Source organism: Kamptonema animale CS-326 (assembly GCF_028330895.1).
Lineage (GTDB): Bacteria > Cyanobacteriota > Cyanobacteriia > Cyanobacteriales > Microcoleaceae > Kamptonema > Kamptonema formosum.
On the sequence record NZ_JAQMUA010000493.1, the window covers coordinates 1 to 16,162 of the forward strand.

Below are 16,162 nucleotides of genomic sequence, written 5' to 3' on the forward strand. Positions count from 1 at the left end.
CCCTCTTCCTTCTTCCTTCTTCCTTCTCCTTACCACTTACACAGCCAGTGTAACAATTAAGGGGTGACACGCAGAATTGTCCTCCGTACCCCTGCATTTAAGCCTCCATGTACCTCTACTCCCTTGTTATCGAGGAAAACCTGCTATAATCTTATAATTTAGTGCCTATTCTTACCCGTGCATTTTCCCAGGAGGCAACCATGAACGCTTTATCTATTTTAGATGAAGTTGTTAGCATACTCGAAAATGATGTTAACGCCCAGCGCATCAAAAGATTAATACTGTTTGCCTGCAAAGAGATCTGGGAAAACGATTCAAGCGTCCTCGAACGTACCGATCTGCGTGAAATCATCCGCAACTTATGTATCAAATATAGTCAAGTAGAAGATATTGAAGCTGTCTTAAATAGTATTGTTTCCAAAGTCAATAAAAAGACAGAATATGCTTTGATCGCGACTACAATTATCACTCAAATCACCAGATTATACACAGAAGAAGACACAGAAGTTGAAACCACCCTATCCAACTCTTTCGCCTTTCAAGTCCCCACATATTTTGTAGAGCCTTTAAATTCTCCCCAGCCAACAGAAACAGAAGAAGAACAACTCGAAAATCCCGGCTATCTATTTGATGTCCGGCAGAAAATTCTACAACAGACAAACCCTCTTCGCGCCAAAATTCTAATTTTTTCTACACTTTACCATGAATTTAGTTTCAGCGAGCGAGATTGGTCGCTGTTGAAAACACAAGAACTAGACCACTTACTGCGCCAACTCCTTAATGCTTGTCCCACCCTTACAGAACTCGAATCTCAATTATACAGAACCGCCAACAAACTCGATAATTCTGATGAAAATGCCCAAGCTGCCAGCGTCATTATCCAAGCTATGACAAATTGTTATGTACAGGAAAAACAAGAACCAGATCCCGATGAAAGTATTAACGATCGAGGATATGAAGATACCCACTTAATGAATAACATTTTTCAAGAAACCACACTGACTAACGATGTCGGTTATTTTGAGGACGGCGAGATTACAATGATGGGTCAAGCTGCTGCGGGCAATTTTTATTATAATCCCCAAGCAAGTCAACTATGGCCAGCCCATACAATCTTTTCTCCGGGAGACGATACCCAAACAAGCGATCCCGATGCCACTTGTGAATTAAGCCCACCGCCCCTAACAACCTATCACGTTTCTGAATCAGTAGAAAGTGATGAAGATTCCCCTCACAGTGCAGCGGCGGCCCTCAATATTACCGACTCCATTAAACAAAAATTGGAGTTAGAAGAAGAGATTCAAGCATTAGTTACTGAAAGTAGTAATATTGTAATGACTACAGTAGAAAGGACACTTAGTGAGTTAGAAGTTGCCTTAGATAGACAAGTTGCCCACGAAAATACAGAGGAACAATTAGTTCAAAAATATAAAGCACTTAGAGATTTTATTGGCAATGTTGAGGGATTCACTTCTAAATTAATGCAAATTTTGAGTCAATTAGAGTCAGCAGAAAGACAGCGCCTTAATCTTCATACTCCTAATCCTAATTCTTCTGAAAAAGAGCCGCAAAACTCAAATCATGGTAAGATAAATCAGCAAAGACTTGTGGAACTAGCAAGGCAGGGCAACCCCAAAGCGATCGCAGTTTTACTGAATCAATTTCTACAGCCAAAAGGCATTAATGCTATAGCGCTTTTAAGAGACGGTTGCTTTCATATACTTCTCGAATCTGCCCAAGTACCAAATAAAGAAGTAACAGCCAAATTTGTACAGAATAAGCTGGCAAGTTTGAAATCAAAATCGATCACTCATGTTAAAGTTCATGGCCGTCAATCAGGGAATAAGTCCGTCGCTTGGACTCAAGAAGTTCTTAATCCCAACACTTGAAAAAATCACATTTTCCCAAAAAATAACAATCATTAATTATGAATCCTGGCGAACTTTTGAGGAGATATACAGCAGGAGAATTAGATTTTAAAGGTATAAATCTCAGAGGAGTACACCTGAGTGGTGCGGACTTAATTGGCGTTAATTTGAGCGGTGCAGACCTTCATGGTGCAAACCTAATGATGGCATACTTAAGCCGAATTAATTTTCAGCGTGCAAATTTAATTAACGCAAAGCTATGTGGTGCTAATTTAAATCAGGCAAATTTGAGCAGCGCCAATCTCGCGGATGCAGACTTACACGGTGCTAGTTTACAAGGCGCAGACTTTCGCAAAGCTAACATATCTTTGGCAATTTTGCTCGATGCAAACTTAACTGATGCTGATATGCGGGGAGTCAATTTACAGGGTGCAGACTTACGCGGTGCGTGTTTGCGAGGGGCAAATTTACGATACGAAAGGCGAGTTTTTGAGGCTGTAAATTTGCGAGGTGCAAATCTGCGAGATGCAGATTTGCGGGGTGTAAACCTAACTAATGCCGATTTGAGTAAAGCCGATCTTACTGGTGCTAACCTCAGTGAAACTGTACTCCGCGAAGCTAATTTAAGTCAGGTAAATCTCAGTAATGCAGTCCTAGAAGGTGCATTTCTAACTGAAGCCAATTTAACTCAAGCAAATCTCTCTCGCGCCATCATGACTAATGCCAAAATGGAGAGAGCAGTATTAATAGATGCAGAAATGGCTGGTGTAAAATTACACGGTGCGTTCTTACCTGATGCTAAACTTCATAAGGCTAATTTGAGTGAGGCTGACCTCAGTAGGACTAACTTAATAAGGGCGGATCTGAGTAGAGCTAATTTGAGTCAGGCTAATTTGAATGAGGCTGATTTAACTGATGCTTACATGGCTAAGACAGACTTACGCGATGCGATATTGAACCGTGCAAATCTTACGAGAGCAGATTTAAGCACTGCTAATTTAATGGGCGTACAATTGCGCGGTGCAACTATGCCTAATGGGGAGATTCACGATTAATGCAAGGAAGAAGGAAGAGTAAGTCAGTTTATTTTAGGTTCAGCGTATATTATGCAGATAAATCACTTCCTTTGCCGATTTTTGCGGAACAGTAGGCAGAGGGAACTTTGCAATAGCGACATTCCCAATCGCTAGGTTTTGGTTGGGGAGGTTGAGAATTACAAAGCATAGCAATTAACTGTTGTAAACGCTGTCTAAATTGCTCAGTAACGCACCATTTAGGAATATCTAAAATGCGATCTCGCTCAACTAAGCGGCCGTGCGGAATATGACCTTTAAACAGATGTTTAGTTTCAGTTGCAAAAGGCAACATTGACATATAGAGAAGCATTTGCATTTTATGGGAATCTTTTGGTTTGCCCGTTTTGATATCTTCAACAACTGCCCAATCATCTTTGATAGCAATAATATCAGGTCTGCCGGCAACGCAGATATCAAAGGTTTGACCTTGATATTTGAAGGAGTTTTGATTTTCAACATACACGGTGAAGTCTTCATTTTGCAGTTGTAATGCTCGTTGAATTAGCTTTTCCTCATGTTCTGAGGGGTCAAAGGTACTCGGTTGTTTTTTAAATTGATGGTGAGTTGTTTTCCATAATGCGTGTGGGCAATCTTTTTCGTTTGCTAAAAGTTGGGCAAGTCCAGTTACAGTGGCGTAGAGATTTCGTCTTTTTTGGGCTTGTGTTGGCATATTTGTTAGCGGAGGCATTTTCATAATCAACTTCCTTTTGGTTAAGATTAAAGATTCATACTTTCACTATAAAAAAGTTGATATAGTTGGCAAGACCCTTGACATAGTTGTTTTTATGGCGAGCTAGTTTGTCTAGTTTATTTAGTTGAAATAGTCGAAATAGTTGAAATAGTTTTATGGTTTTAGTGCTTTTATTTCTGATAGGGATGTGCTAGATTGAAATAGAGGTTTTATAAACCAGGTTTCTCCCCTACTGAATCGCCAGAGGTATCCCGATGACTCCTGAACAAGTAAAGTTTCTTAACGACATTGCAGCCGAATTGAAAACGCAGCCAGGGTTTAATGATAGAGAGCAATTATTTTTCCCCCTGCGGTTCGATAAAAATCGCCCAGTCGCAATTAAACACAAAGAAATTGCCGAAAATTTAATGCCAAAAGATCCTCTTCTTGGCGGTGGAAAATACGTAATTTCAATCGGAACAACAGTGCAAAATATTGTGAGTCGAATGGTAGGGCGATTGAAAAAAGAAGACATCTCAGAGAAAGAAACAAAAAAAACAATTAAATCAGAGAAAGAAACAAAAAAACCAATTAAACCAGCCATCAAAGGGCTATATGAAGCGGAAATGAGAGCCGATGGGGTAGATGTTGATAGTTTACTGAATAGAGAACCAGGAGAAAGAGGTTCTTGGGAAGTTGTTTATCATTGGCTATGGAGTCACAAATATCTGCGGTGGCTTGAGGCTAATAGCTGGGAAATTTTGCAAAACAAAGCTAAGTCTGATTGCCCCTGGATACAGTTTATACCAGCACAAGAAATAGCATCTAAAACAAGAACTCCTAAGCGGCAATCGCCACCTGCTTCTGCCCAGAAAGTTCCGTCCACAATTCCCGTGAATGAGCCACTTTCGATGATGGTAGATTTGGCATATCCTAACTATCAATTACTTTTGTTTAATCGCAGTGCTGAGGGGCAATATTTACTTTGTCCGTCTTTGAGTTTTGCACCCAAGGGGTTGATAGATAAACCGCCGATTTTGTTGCCTCAAAAGGATTCTTGGGCTGATGAGAATCAGGAATGGTTTACTTTTGAGGTACTAGGTAAAGAAGAATTTTTGGCAATTGCACTGGAGAAGCCTTTAAATTTAGATTGGTTGGTTCCCCGTGACGATGATTCTTTACCCGAATGTACAGGATCGCGCTTTAAAGAGTTATTTGACAAACTCGAACAGCAAGAGAATTGCCATCTTTTTTATCAAAGTTTTGAGGTGGTGGAATGAGAAACCGCAGCCTAGAAACCCAGTTTCTCACTCACTACCAGATAGTCCGTATATGGGGATAATTCAAAATTTTGGCATCACAAGTGACTAAGGGAATGTCGTATCGTCTCGCAATCGCGACTAAAATTCTGTCTGCGGGATCTTTATGGAAAGTCTCAGGTAAGGATGTACTCGCGATCGCATCGAGTGGAGATAGCGGTTCAATCACAATACCAGAATGAGTGGATGCTAACTTGTACCATTCATCTATCGGTAAAGGTAGTATCAATTTACCAATACTAGATTTAACCGCAATTTCCCAAACCGAAATCGCAGATACTAACAAACCATTGTGAGCTTCTTCAGTATCAATTGCCATACGTGCAGTTTCAGACAATTGACTGGGATCGTGAAGTAGCCATAACCAAATATGAGTATCGAGTAAAATCATTCTCCCAAAGCATCCCAAAGTTCAGACATTGGTTCATCAAAATCGGCGGCAATTGTAATTGGCATTCCCCGCAATGGATAATGTTTTTTAGGCAAATCAGAAATCGGATAAGGAATAATACGAACGACTGGCAAACCATTGCGGGTAATGACAAGTTCAGACTGGGTAGCAGCAATTTCATCAACAATTGCTGTTAGTGAGACATCGGTTTCCTGTATGTTTAGATATTTCATACTTTCAACTTGCTATGATTTTATCTTTTCATTGTTTTGAAAATGCAGCTACTATATGATTATATCATTCTCAGTCGGTAAAAAATCAGGATTAAGAACTTCTTCGACTGTAAAGGGAGACTCTGGGGGAAATATCTCAATAGATAAACCTGTTTCACCTGCGGCTAGTTTCCTAGCATTTTGATAAGATTCATTAAAAATCTCTTCAAAAAAACGATATAAACTCGGACTGGTTTTGAAAGTATCTTCGAGGCGTATCCGATGTTCTATAATGGTGTAATGCCAACTATTTGTTTGTTTTTCCGGCTGATATTTATATTTGAGTAAGTGCATTAAAAGTACCCTCAAATTACTTTTTAAAGCATTTTTATCGTTTCTCCCCATACTTTCCAGTTCCTCTAGTAAGTTCTCTAAATCTATTTCGGCAAATTTCCCCTCTTTTAATAAGTTAATAGTTGTCTGTAACCACAGATAAAAATCCTGTTCATAAAGGGATGTTATTGCAGTTGTCATTGATTGGATAGTTGTCATTTTGTTTGACTCCCTTTCTCTTATCTACATAAGTGTAACATATTCGATAATTTATCGCTAGATAGGGTTAAGAAACCGGGTTTTTGTTATAATTTAGGCAGACTCACCTAGAGTTGACTAAGAAACCCGGTTTCTAAACTACTCAATACTTTGAATTAACTTAATGTTATTTCTCAGCCATTCATTGACCAAAACTTGAACCTCAATCTTTTTATGTTCAGCAATTTTATTCACAAAATCCTCGACATCTGGTTCGAGATAAATGGGATAATGAAATGTAGCATCAGGATGATAAAATTTGCCTTGCTCTGCTTGGGAAAAGTCATACTCTGACTTCATGATTTCCTCTTTCAATTTTACTCTGTTTTTAATCATACTTTATTAATTGATTGATCAGTAAAAAAACAATAATGAACCAACAACGAATTGCTGCCTATTATCAATTGATACCAAAACTGCTTGAATGCTCCAATGGAGAAGAAGCGCAAATCTTAAACCAATATTTCCAGTTAATTGACCCTGGACTTAGGCAAGAAATAATTGCAGTTGCTAAACAATTTGATGATGCTGGCAACCAAGATATGGCTCTTGTTTTAACTAACCATGCCTTGCAAGTGACGGAATTTTTCGGTAGTGACCAGCAACCCACTTTAATTAGAAAAAAGATAGCCGATATTGTATTAGCTTGGGGAATGAGGCAATTTTGCATTAGTCACTTTCTTGTGGCTCTTCAGTGCTGGGAAGAGTGTCTTATAATTTATCAAGCCATTCACGACCGCAAAGGGGAAGCAAATTCTCTGGGGAATTTAGGTAATGCCTACCGAACTCTGGGAGAATATGAACGAGCGATTACTTTTTACGAAAAGTCTTTAGTTATTAGTCGGGAAATCAAAGACCGCAAAGTAGAAGCGTATGCTCTAGGAAATTTAGGTATTGTTTACTTTTATTTGGAGGAATACAAACAAGCGATCGCCTTTCAAAAGCAGTCTTTAACGATTAAACGTAAAATTAAAGACCTCTCTGGGGAAGCAAACTCTCTAGGAAATTTAGGAAATGCGTACTGTTTTCTAGGAGAATACGAACAAGCACTCAGCTTTCAAAAAAAGTCCTTAGTCATTTGTCGGAAAATCAAAAATCGCCTTGGGGAAGCTACTTGTCTGGGAAATCTAGCTGCTATTGACTACTTCCTGGGAAAATACAAACAAGCGATCACTGTTCAAAAAAAGTCTTTAGCGATTAAGCGGCAAATCAAAGACCGCCTTGGGGAAGCTACTTCTTTGGCAAGTTTAGCAAACGCATACGACAAGTTGCAACAACCAGATAAAGCTATAAAGAACTACCGAGACTGCCTGAAAATTACCAAAACCGAAACCACCATAACCATGCCAGCCGAATGCTTCAAAGCAGGACGCAACCTCGGTGATATAGGCTTTACCCAAGGCGACTGGCAACTCGCCTTAGAAGGATACGAACCCGCCATAAAAGCAGTCGAACAACTCCGCAAAGGTTCAACCACCGACAAACGCCGCCAAGAAATCATTGCAGAAGCCATCTCCGTTTACGCCAACGCCGTCCAATGCTACATCAACCTCAAACAATACGATAAAGCCGTCGAAACCGCAGACCGTTCCCGTTCCCGCCACCTCGCGGACTTATTCGCCAGCAAAGACCTCTACCCCCAAGGCGAAATTCCCCCCGAAGTCGAAGAATACTATCGCCTGCAACAACAAAGTAACCGTTTGCGTTTCTCTGAAAATGACGGTACAAAAGCACTCGGCACTACTCGCCAACCAACCCCCAATGACGACGCAATCATCAAAAAGATTGAAGCAGAAAAACAAAAAGCTTGGCTAAAAATTCGCAGTAAAGATGAAGTTTTGGCGGGTCAATTGCAACCAGATCCACTCAGTTTTAAGGATATGCAAGCCTTAATTCCTGATGCCGAAACCGCCATCCTCAATTTTTACACCACTGATGAACATACCCACATTTTCATCTTGCGGCAAAATCAACCAACCCAACTCTATACCTGCGAAGGTCAAGGAATTGAAACTTTGCAAAATTGGCTATTCAACAACTGGTTAAAACCTTATAAAGAAAACAAACCCGCATGGCCAAATCAAATGGGTAAATTTCTCCACAAACTCGCTAACCGCCTGCAAATTAATCGACTGATTGAACAATATCTCAACGGCATCAAAGAACTGATTATCATCCCTCACCTGTACCTGCATCAAATCCCCTTTGCTGCTTTACCATTAACCGAGATTTCTATTCCCCAAAGTGATACAAATTCCGACCAAACACGCGGCTTAAAACCTCTCAGCAAACCCACAATCACCCCTACCAAAACCCCACCCCAAAAACAACCCGAATATCTCAGCGATAAATTCCGCCTTCGCATCGTTCCCAGTTGCCAAATTCTCAACTTTTGCCACCAGCGAGGCAACCTTAAACCTGCCACAATGGGAATCGTGGAAAATGCCACTGGCGACCTCATATTTACCGGTTACGAGTGCGAAACCCTGGCAACTATGCACAACGTTGATAAAAATTACCGCCTCCAATACCAGCAAGCAACTATCAGCAATTATCAAAAATTACTCGATCGAGTGCAAGTTCTCCATTCCAGTCATCATGCCAGTTCCGATCTGAATGATTCCCTGGAATCAAAACTGTATTTATGCGACGGCGAAATCAACCTCAGTCGTGTTTTTACCTGGAGATTTAAAGACTTAGCCGAAGTGTTCCTCGCCTGCTGCGAAACTAATTTAACCTCTACTCAAATTACTGACGATCCCCTCAGTATTGCCAGCGGTTTCCTCTGTGCGGGGGCGCGAAATGTAGTCAGTACCTTGTGGAAAGTTGATGATTTAGCAACGGCTTTATTTTCCATTTTATATTATCAGGAAAAGCAGGATTGTAGCCGTTCAGAAGCGCTGCGAAAAGCACAATTTAAGCTCCGTAACTTGACAGGAAAGGAATTATCTGCTAAGTATAAAGGGCAATTAGAGGATTATTTTAAGCAGAAAGAAACGGGGCAAAATGCAAGAGGAACTCTCAATAATGTGCGGTTGCGCTTAGGCTTACTTAGTCGGCAAGAATTGCCCTTTATCAGTCCCTATTATTGGGCCGGGTTTGTATCGCAGGGTTTAGCATAATATCAATGCCAAGACAAGGCGGTTGAAACCGCGTCTACACACACGAAACCCGCCTGCGCGGGTTGAAACTCTATAGTCCGCGCAGGCGGACGAAAGTTTGTGTAGCCGCGAATTCCATTCGCGAGGAATTAATAACAACCACCCATCAAAACAAAAAGTATCTCTGTGCCATTGGCAAAACCGTTGCTGGTTCACAAGTTAATAATTCCCCATCGGCCCTCACCTCATAAGTTTCTGAATCTACCTCCATTTGAGGCAAAGCATCATTCAGTTTCATATCTCTTTTCGTGATTTGTCGCGTCCCCGAAACAGCTAAAGTTTGCTTTTGCAAACCTAACTGCTTAGCGATATCATTTTCTATACCAGCTTGGGAAACAAAAGTAAAAGAAGTTGCGGCTAGAGCACCGCCAAAACTGCCAAACATGGGCCGAGAATGCACGGGTTGAGGTGTGGGAATACTAGCATTAGCATCTCCCATTTGGGAATATGCGATCGCACCTCCCTTAATTACAATTTCTGGTTTCACACCAAAAAATGCCGGCCGCCACAAACACAAATCTGCTAATTTCCCCTCTTCCACAGAACCCACATATTGAGAAATACCGTGAGTAATAGCGGGATTAATCGTATATTTGGCAATATATCGCTTAGCCCGAAAATTATCCGCTAACCCCTGTTGTTCGTCATTAAGAGATGGTAAATATCCTCGTTGCACTTTCATTTTGTGCGCTGTTTGCCAAGTGCGAATAATTACTTCCCCGACTCTTCCCATCGCCTGAGAATCGGAAGAAATCATGCTAAAAGCACCTAAATCGTGTAAAATATCCTCAGCAGCAATGGTTTCTCTTCTAATTCTTGATTCAGCAAAAGCCACATCTTCAGGAATGCCTCGATCTAAGTGGTGACACACCATCAACATATCTAAATGTTCTTCCAATGTGTTGACTGTGTAGGGACGAGTGGGATTAGTTGAAGAGGGTAAAACATTAGCTTGACCGCAGACTTTAATAATATCAGGTGCGTGTCCGCCGCCTGCACCTTCGGTGTGATAAGTATGAATTGCCCGATTTTTAAAAGCAGCAATTGTCGCCTCGACAAATCCCGCTTCATTGAGAGTATCAGTGTGAATTGCTACTTGTACGTCGTACTCGTCAGCAACACTTAAACAGGTGTCAATTGTGGCGGGTGTAGTTCCCCAATCTTCGTGCAATTTTAAACCCATTGCACCGGCATTAATTTGTTCAATTAATCCTTGGGGTTGACTGCTATTTCCTTTACCTAAAAATCCGAGATTCATGGGGAAAGCATCGGCAGCTTGTAGCATTCGGTAAATGTGCCAAGGGCCGGGGGTGCAAGTGGTGGCATTTGTGCCTGTTGCGGGGCCAGTACCGCCGCCGATCATGGTGGTAATTCCTGATGCGATCGCTACTTCAATTTGTTGGGGACAAATAAAGTGAATGTGGCTGTCAATTCCCCCCGCAGTGAGAATCATGCCTTCGCCAGCAATAACTTCTGTGCCGGGGCCGATAATAATATCTACGTTATCTTGAATGTAGGGGTTTCCGGCTTTACCAATTTTGTCAATTTTGCCATTTTTAATGCCAATATCTGCTTTAACAATTCCCCACCAATCTAATATTAAAGCATTAGTAATTACGGTGTCAACGGCTCCGTCAGCATTAGAAATGGGGGATTGTCCCATGCCATCCCTGATGACTTTACCGCCGCCAAACTTGACTTCATCACCGTAGGTGGTGAGGTCTTGTTCGACTTCAATGAATAATTCTGTGTCAGCTAGGCGGACGCGATCGCCTGTTGTTGGGCCAAAGGTTTCTGCGTAGGCGCGGCGATCCATTCTGTAACTCATTTTAATGCACTCCTTACTTCATTTAATTTTGCCACAAACTTGTTGACCTGTTCTTCTGTTTTAAAGAATCCTTCGGCAACTGCACCAGACCGATCATCTTGCGATATTTGTTTATAGTTAGGTAACAGAGGAACTAACTTTTCTACATCAATGTTCAAATAGTCTGAAAGTCGATGTGTATACACCTTAAATTTCAGACCATCGTTAGGTGTGCTTTCAGTTAGCAAGAGATTTAAGATGACTTGGCTATTTTGAACAGCCCCTTTCAATGCAAGACCTTTTTGTGTTGTATTGATCCAAAATACCTTTGGTATAAGTCCGTTGTAAAGCAATCTATACAGTCCACCAATTTCATTACTATCTGCTATTTCAGCTAATTGGTTCAGGGTTAAGTTAGAATTCCTTTTGCCTCCTCCTGTATTTGGCTTTCTTTCAGCATCAATCAAAAATTTTCTGGCTAACAACTCCCTACCACTAGACTCACGAAAATACTGGAATGTGGCGACATTAATTCTCACACCATAAGTTTCTGATAAGTATTGAATAATCCGTTCAGAACTACTATCTATCTGTGCAGCTACAATTATAATATTGTGTTGAGCATTCAAAAGATCGGGTAATTCTGAGCTAAATTTATCACGGAAAGCATTTTCTAAGTTACTACCATTTTTAGTAATTAAATAACCATTGGCAATTTCTGTAACTCTCTCGTTTGACAAATCCTTGACCCATGAGGCATAATCCAAGGCTTGTGCTGTTACTTCTCTTGCTGTTTTATCTTTCTTTAACTCAACAATGACTAAATCTCCGTTTCTATCTATACATAAAAGGTCAAGTTTTCCACCATAATCAGTAATCACTTGCCTGCCGATTACTAAGAGATCGTCTGCTAGGATTGAGATATCATGATCGAGCCAGGTTTCTAAACGAGATTCTAAGTCTAATTTAGATTGAGTAATTTCATTCAATTGATCCTTTGATATTTCCCACAGTCTAATTCGATCGGGCATACCGTATTATACTCCTACTAATCATTTATTTTGAAATTCGCAGAAGTCTCATCCATCTAATTGACCGTTAATTTTACCATTAAATCCATAAACTTGACGACTGCCAGCAAAAGGTAATAAATTAACTTCTCGCTCGTCTCCCGGTTCAAATCTAACTGCTGTCCCAGCGGGAATATCTAAACGCATTCCTTTAGCCGAATCTCGATCGAATTCCAAAGCTTCATTCACCTCAAAAAAATGATAGTGAGAACCAATTTGGATGGGACGATCGCCTGTATTTGCCACTAGCAACCGCACAACTGAACGATCTGCATTCAGTTCAACTTCCCCATTTGCAACAATCATTTCACCGGGAATCATAATCAAGCTCCGTTTATATTTATTATCGAATTGGATCGTGGACTGTCACCAGTTTTGTGCCATCGGGAAATGTGGCTTCAACTTGTACTTCATGTACCATTTCTGCAATGCCTTCCATCACATCTTCCCGCGTTAAAAGAGTTGTACCATAACTCATTAAATCTGCGACAGTGCGACCATCTCTTGCACCTTCTAAAATGGCGGCAGAAATATAGGCGATCGCTTCTGGATAGTTCAATTTTACACCTCTTTCCTTCCGTCGCTCTGCTAGTAAAGCAGCGGTGAAAATCAGTAATTTGTCTTTTTCTTGTGGTGTTAGTTGCATCTTTATTGCTCCGAGGGAATTATTTTCTCAAGTTCGGTTATTAACGGCGGTAAATTGTCAGTGACTACATCCCAAACAATATCCAAATTGACCTCAAAGTAAGCATGAATCAGACGATTTCTCATACCGATGATTTGCGGCCATGGAATTTGCGGGAGTTCGTCTTGACGCTCTCTTGTAATATTAGCAGCAGCTTCACCAACAATTTCAATACATTTTACCAGAGATAGGGTTAGCATCCGGTTTGTATTGAGGTCACTCCTAGTTTTGTCTTGAGCAAATAAGACAGCTTCTCTTGCCGCGTCTAGGATATGACGCAGACGAGTATCATTATCTATAAACATATATTACCTCTGCTGAATCAACAACTTTTTGGCGAAAATAGTGGCTTAACTCTTCTGGGGTTCGCAAATCCACTTTACGTCCTAACATTTCTGTTAGTTCTATTTCCATAGTTACTATCCTTAAGCCTATTTTGTGTCCCGGTATAAATTCTACCAGCACATCAACATCACTATCTGCTCTAAAATCACTCCGCAAAACTGAGCCAAAAAGTGATAGTTTACTAATGTGGTTTCTCTGGCAAAAATCAGCGATCTTATCCTCACTAATCTTAATCGGAAGTTGCTGGTATTTTTCTTGAGATACTATTTGCATATTGTTGTAATCAATAATTATCTGATGATATTATATCATCTAGTTCTTGACATTAATTAAACCTTGTGCCAGAATCTAAAAACATAATGCTAACTTGGCCATACTCTTGGCAAACAAACAGGGCGATCGCGCACCTCCAGCCGCAGCAATTGCCAAACCGCGATAAACCAACTTCTCGCCTCAGCAGTTGATGAACCGCGATATCGGCACAATAAGCCATTTGTCAGGCGCGTAACCCCTGCGGAAGGTTGAATTTTTGCACCATTACCCTTATCGTCAAGGCGAGTATTTTGCCAAAGCGATGCCTGCGACTGGCTAAGCCTACGCGCTTTTTCCACAATCTCCGCAGTCACGGGTTGCCCTACCCAGGCAAGGCTGGCCGCTACAGGCTGTCCCCCTAAGCCATGCTCGCTTTCCAGCATTTCTTCACCCTTGAGTAATTGCCTGTCAATCCACAGAGGACGACCTTGCTGCCAGACTTCAACGTGCGATCGCCACTCTCCCGACACAAATCTTTCCCCCCTAGCAGTGCGCCCAAATCGCGTAATTTCCCACAGCAACAAGCTTGCTCCTAGCTCTAATTCTACCCGCAAATCTTGGCGGTAAATCGCCCCAGCAAATACAATTGTTTCCTGCGGCAACCATTCTAAATTAGCATTTGCAGCCAGCTTTATTTCAATAGTTTGTCTAGCTTCTGAACCACTACTGCGATAAATCTTACCAGCGGCGGCGGTAGTTATTAAAGTTTTAGCATCCGCTTCTAACTGGAAATTCATCGAAAGGCTATCCCCTCCCACAACTCCTCCCGCCGTATGCAAAATTACGCTGTGACAAACCTCTTGCCCTTCAGGATAAAAGGGACGCTGTACCTTTAACGGCGCTTGTACTTGATTGCGAATAATTTGAGTTGCACCATTGCGATGCCCATAGACTAAATCAAGATTGCCGTGCCATCCCTTGACAAATTTATTAGCAGCTTGTCCAGCCAAAATTTCAGTCATCAATTATTAGAGGTTTAAAATAGCTACGATCGAAAATATAGCACAACTCCTCGATCGCAATTAGAAAATTTATTTACCCAGGATCGCAAGGATTGCGATTAGTATTAATACTAGCAGCAATGAGTATATAAAGATAGCTGCGAGACATCGCTCCTTCAGGCAAACGCGCTCCTACTAGGCAATTTACATTTATACTTGTGTAATGATAATCATTATCTCAAACAATCTTATTTATAATTAAACTTATTTTGTAAAAAAAGTTACATTCATCAGCTTTAAAATCGGCAAAGATGCCCCTACAATGTAAAAATCACAGGACTTACGCACCCAACCAAAGAAACCGGGTTATTTACGAAAATACTTCTTGTGACCCACAGATTCTCTAAAAAAGCCGATTTCTGCGACGACCTGCGTAAGTCCTAAATTACTAACTAAAGCTAACTAAAGGGGTGCAGACTATGCCTCAAGTTCTCTTCAAAGTTGACTTGACTAAACCAATGTCCGAACAGGAATTAGTGGGTCATAATCGGTGGCATCCAGATATTCCAGCAGTAGCTTCTGTTAATCCTGGTGACGTATTTCGCATCGAATGTAAAGACTGGACAGACGGGCAAATTAAAAATGATGATAATCCCAATGACATTCGCGATGTAGACTTAACAGTAGTTCACGTTTTAAGCGGGCCAATTTACGTTAACGGCGCACAACCTGGGGATATTCTTGTTGTCGATCTCCTCGATATTGGTGCTTTACAAGGAGATGAATGGGGATTCACAGGGATTTTTGCTAAAGAGAATGGGGGCGGATTCTTAACCGAACATTTTCCAACTGCGGCTAAAGCGATTTGGGATTTGCAGGGGATTTATACCAGTTCGCGACACATCCCTAATGTCAGATTTGCGGGCATTACTCATCCCGGTTTGATCGGCTGTGCTCCTTCACAAGAATTGTTAAATACATGGAATCGCCGGGAATCCGAACTGGTAGCAACAAATCCAGATAGAGTACCGCCTTTAGCAGCACTTCCTAACCCCCAAAATGCCGTTTTAGGATCGTTAAAAGGTGCGGAATTTGAAAGAGTAGCCGCAGAAGCCGCACGGACTGTTCCCCCACGCGAACACGGCGGTAATTGTGATATAAAAAACCTGTCGCGAGGTTCCAGAATTTACTTCCCGGTTTATGTAGAAGGCGCGAAACTTTCAATGGGAGATATTCACTTTTCTCAAGGAGACGGCGAGATTTCCTTCTGCGGTGCAATTGAAATGTCTGGCTATATTGACCTCCACGTTGATATCATCAAAGGTGGAATGGAAAAATACGGAATGGTCAACCCCATTTTCAAACCGGGCCCGGTGGAACCCCGCTACTCTGAATACCTAGTTTTTGAAGGTATTTCTGTTGATGAATTTACGGGTCAGCAGTATTATATGGATGCCCATGTTGCTTATCGGCGGGCTTGTTTGAATGCCATAGAATATCTGAAAAAATTTGGCTTTACTGGCGAACAAGCATATCTGTTGTTAAGCTGCGCTCCTGTTGAAGGTAGAATTAGTGGCATAGTTGATATTCCTAATGCTTGCTGTACTATTGCTATCCCGACGGAAATTTTTAACATGGATATTTTGCCGTCTTAATTAGTAGCAAAAGGCAAACGTAACGCCGCCCTCTGGGCGGTATATTCACCGCCCAGAGG

The 16,162-nt window shown here is 41.2% G+C and carries 17 protein-coding genes; 5 read left to right on the forward strand and 12 right to left on the reverse strand.

Features of this window, described 5'->3' with window-relative positions; genetic code table 11:
- The first annotated feature begins 200 nt into the window (after positions 1–200).
- Both PN499_RS28970 and PN499_RS28975 read left to right on the forward strand, forming a co-directional pair.
- On the forward strand, positions 201–1,889 hold the full coding sequence (locus PN499_RS28970; protein WP_272037053.1) for a hypothetical protein: 1,689 nt from the start codon (positions 201–203) through the stop codon (positions 1,887–1,889).
- A gap of 38 nt (positions 1,890–1,927) precedes the next feature.
- The gene (locus PN499_RS28975) at positions 1,928–2,923 is read left to right on the forward strand and encodes a pentapeptide repeat-containing protein (protein ID WP_272037055.1); all 996 of its coding nucleotides are present in this window, start codon (positions 1,928–1,930) and stop codon (positions 2,921–2,923) included.
- A 49-nt stretch (positions 2,924–2,972) separates the two neighbouring features.
- On the opposite strand, the gene PN499_RS28980 is transcribed toward PN499_RS28975, so the two are convergent.
- A complete protein-coding gene (locus tag PN499_RS28980; RefSeq protein ID WP_272037057.1) occupies positions 2,973–3,638 on the reverse strand; it encodes a CRISPR-associated protein Cas4 in 666 nt (221 codons plus the stop codon).
- A 251-nt stretch (positions 3,639–3,889) separates the two neighbouring features.
- Here PN499_RS28980 and PN499_RS28985 point away from each other — a divergent pair, with 251 nt between their 5' ends.
- Entirely contained in the window at positions 3,890–4,894 is a 1,005-nt protein-coding gene (locus tag PN499_RS28985; RefSeq protein WP_272037059.1) for a hypothetical protein, read from the forward strand.
- 34 nt (positions 4,895–4,928) lie between these two features.
- Here PN499_RS28985 and PN499_RS28990 read toward each other — a convergent pair whose 3' ends face one another.
- The 4 genes from PN499_RS28990 to PN499_RS29005 all read right to left on the reverse strand — a co-directional run bounded on the left by PN499_RS28990 (position 4,929) and on the right by PN499_RS29005 (position 6,463).
- The gene (locus tag PN499_RS28990) at positions 4,929–5,324 is read right to left on the reverse strand and encodes a type II toxin-antitoxin system VapC family toxin (protein WP_272037061.1); all 396 of its coding nucleotides are present in this window, start codon (positions 5,322–5,324) and stop codon (positions 4,929–4,931) included.
- Entirely contained in the window at positions 5,321–5,557 is a 237-nt protein-coding gene (locus PN499_RS28995) for a type II toxin-antitoxin system Phd/YefM family antitoxin (protein WP_272037063.1), read from the reverse strand. The genes PN499_RS28990 and PN499_RS28995 overlap by 4 nt, the downstream gene beginning before the upstream one ends.
- A 51-nt stretch (positions 5,558–5,608) precedes the next feature.
- A complete protein-coding gene (locus PN499_RS29000) occupies positions 5,609–6,088 on the reverse strand; it encodes a DUF29 domain-containing protein (protein WP_272037065.1) in 480 nt (159 codons plus the stop codon).
- Positions 6,089–6,226: 138 nt separating this feature from the next.
- The gene (locus tag PN499_RS29005; protein ID WP_272037067.1) at positions 6,227–6,463 is read right to left on the reverse strand and encodes a hypothetical protein; all 237 of its coding nucleotides are present in this window, start codon (positions 6,461–6,463) and stop codon (positions 6,227–6,229) included.
- A 35-nt stretch (positions 6,464–6,498) separates the two neighbouring features.
- On the opposite strand from PN499_RS29005, the gene PN499_RS29010 reads away from it, so the two are divergent.
- Positions 6,499–9,249, forward strand: a complete 2,751-nt coding sequence (locus PN499_RS29010; RefSeq protein ID WP_272037068.1) for a CHAT domain-containing protein — start codon at positions 6,499–6,501, stop codon at positions 9,247–9,249.
- Positions 9,250–9,394: 145 nt separating this feature from the next.
- Here PN499_RS29010 and ureC read toward each other — a convergent pair whose 3' ends face one another.
- The 7 genes from ureC to PN499_RS29045 all read right to left on the reverse strand — a co-directional run bounded on the left by ureC (position 9,395) and on the right by PN499_RS29045 (position 14,469).
- Positions 9,395–11,116 carry an urease subunit alpha gene (gene ureC / locus PN499_RS29015; protein ID WP_272037069.1) on the reverse strand — a complete coding sequence of 574 codons (1,722 nt, stop codon included), beginning with the start codon at positions 11,114–11,116 and terminating at the stop codon, positions 9,395–9,397.
- Positions 11,113–12,126: a PDDEXK family nuclease gene (locus tag PN499_RS29020; RefSeq protein WP_272037070.1), complete on the reverse strand. Its 1,014-nt coding sequence runs from the start codon at positions 12,124–12,126 to the stop codon at positions 11,113–11,115. Before PN499_RS29020 ends, ureC begins: the two co-directional genes overlap by 4 nt.
- A gap of 48 nt (positions 12,127–12,174) precedes the next feature.
- Positions 12,175–12,486: an urease subunit beta gene (locus tag PN499_RS29025; protein WP_272037071.1), complete on the reverse strand. Its 312-nt coding sequence runs from the start codon at positions 12,484–12,486 to the stop codon at positions 12,175–12,177.
- A gap of 22 nt (positions 12,487–12,508) precedes the next feature.
- Positions 12,509–12,811 (reverse strand): urease subunit gamma, encoded by a 303-nt coding sequence (gene ureA, locus PN499_RS29030; protein ID WP_007352921.1) that lies wholly within the window; start codon positions 12,809–12,811, stop codon positions 12,509–12,511.
- 2 nt (positions 12,812–12,813) lie between these two features.
- A complete protein-coding gene (locus PN499_RS29035) occupies positions 12,814–13,155 on the reverse strand; it encodes a HepT-like ribonuclease domain-containing protein (protein WP_272037074.1) in 342 nt (113 codons plus the stop codon).
- A complete protein-coding gene (locus PN499_RS29040; RefSeq protein WP_272037076.1) occupies positions 13,142–13,468 on the reverse strand; it encodes a nucleotidyltransferase family protein in 327 nt (108 codons plus the stop codon). The genes PN499_RS29035 and PN499_RS29040 overlap by 14 nt, the downstream gene beginning before the upstream one ends.
- Positions 13,469–13,557: 89 nt before the next feature.
- A complete protein-coding gene (locus PN499_RS29045; RefSeq protein WP_272037078.1) occupies positions 13,558–14,469 on the reverse strand; it encodes an urease accessory protein UreD in 912 nt (303 codons plus the stop codon).
- Positions 14,470–14,927: 458 nt separating this feature from the next.
- On the opposite strand from PN499_RS29045, the gene fmdA reads away from it, so the two are divergent.
- The gene (gene fmdA / locus PN499_RS29050; protein ID WP_272037080.1) at positions 14,928–16,103 is read left to right on the forward strand and encodes a formamidase; all 1,176 of its coding nucleotides are present in this window, start codon (positions 14,928–14,930) and stop codon (positions 16,101–16,103) included.
- Positions 16,104–16,162: the final 59 nt, after the last annotated feature.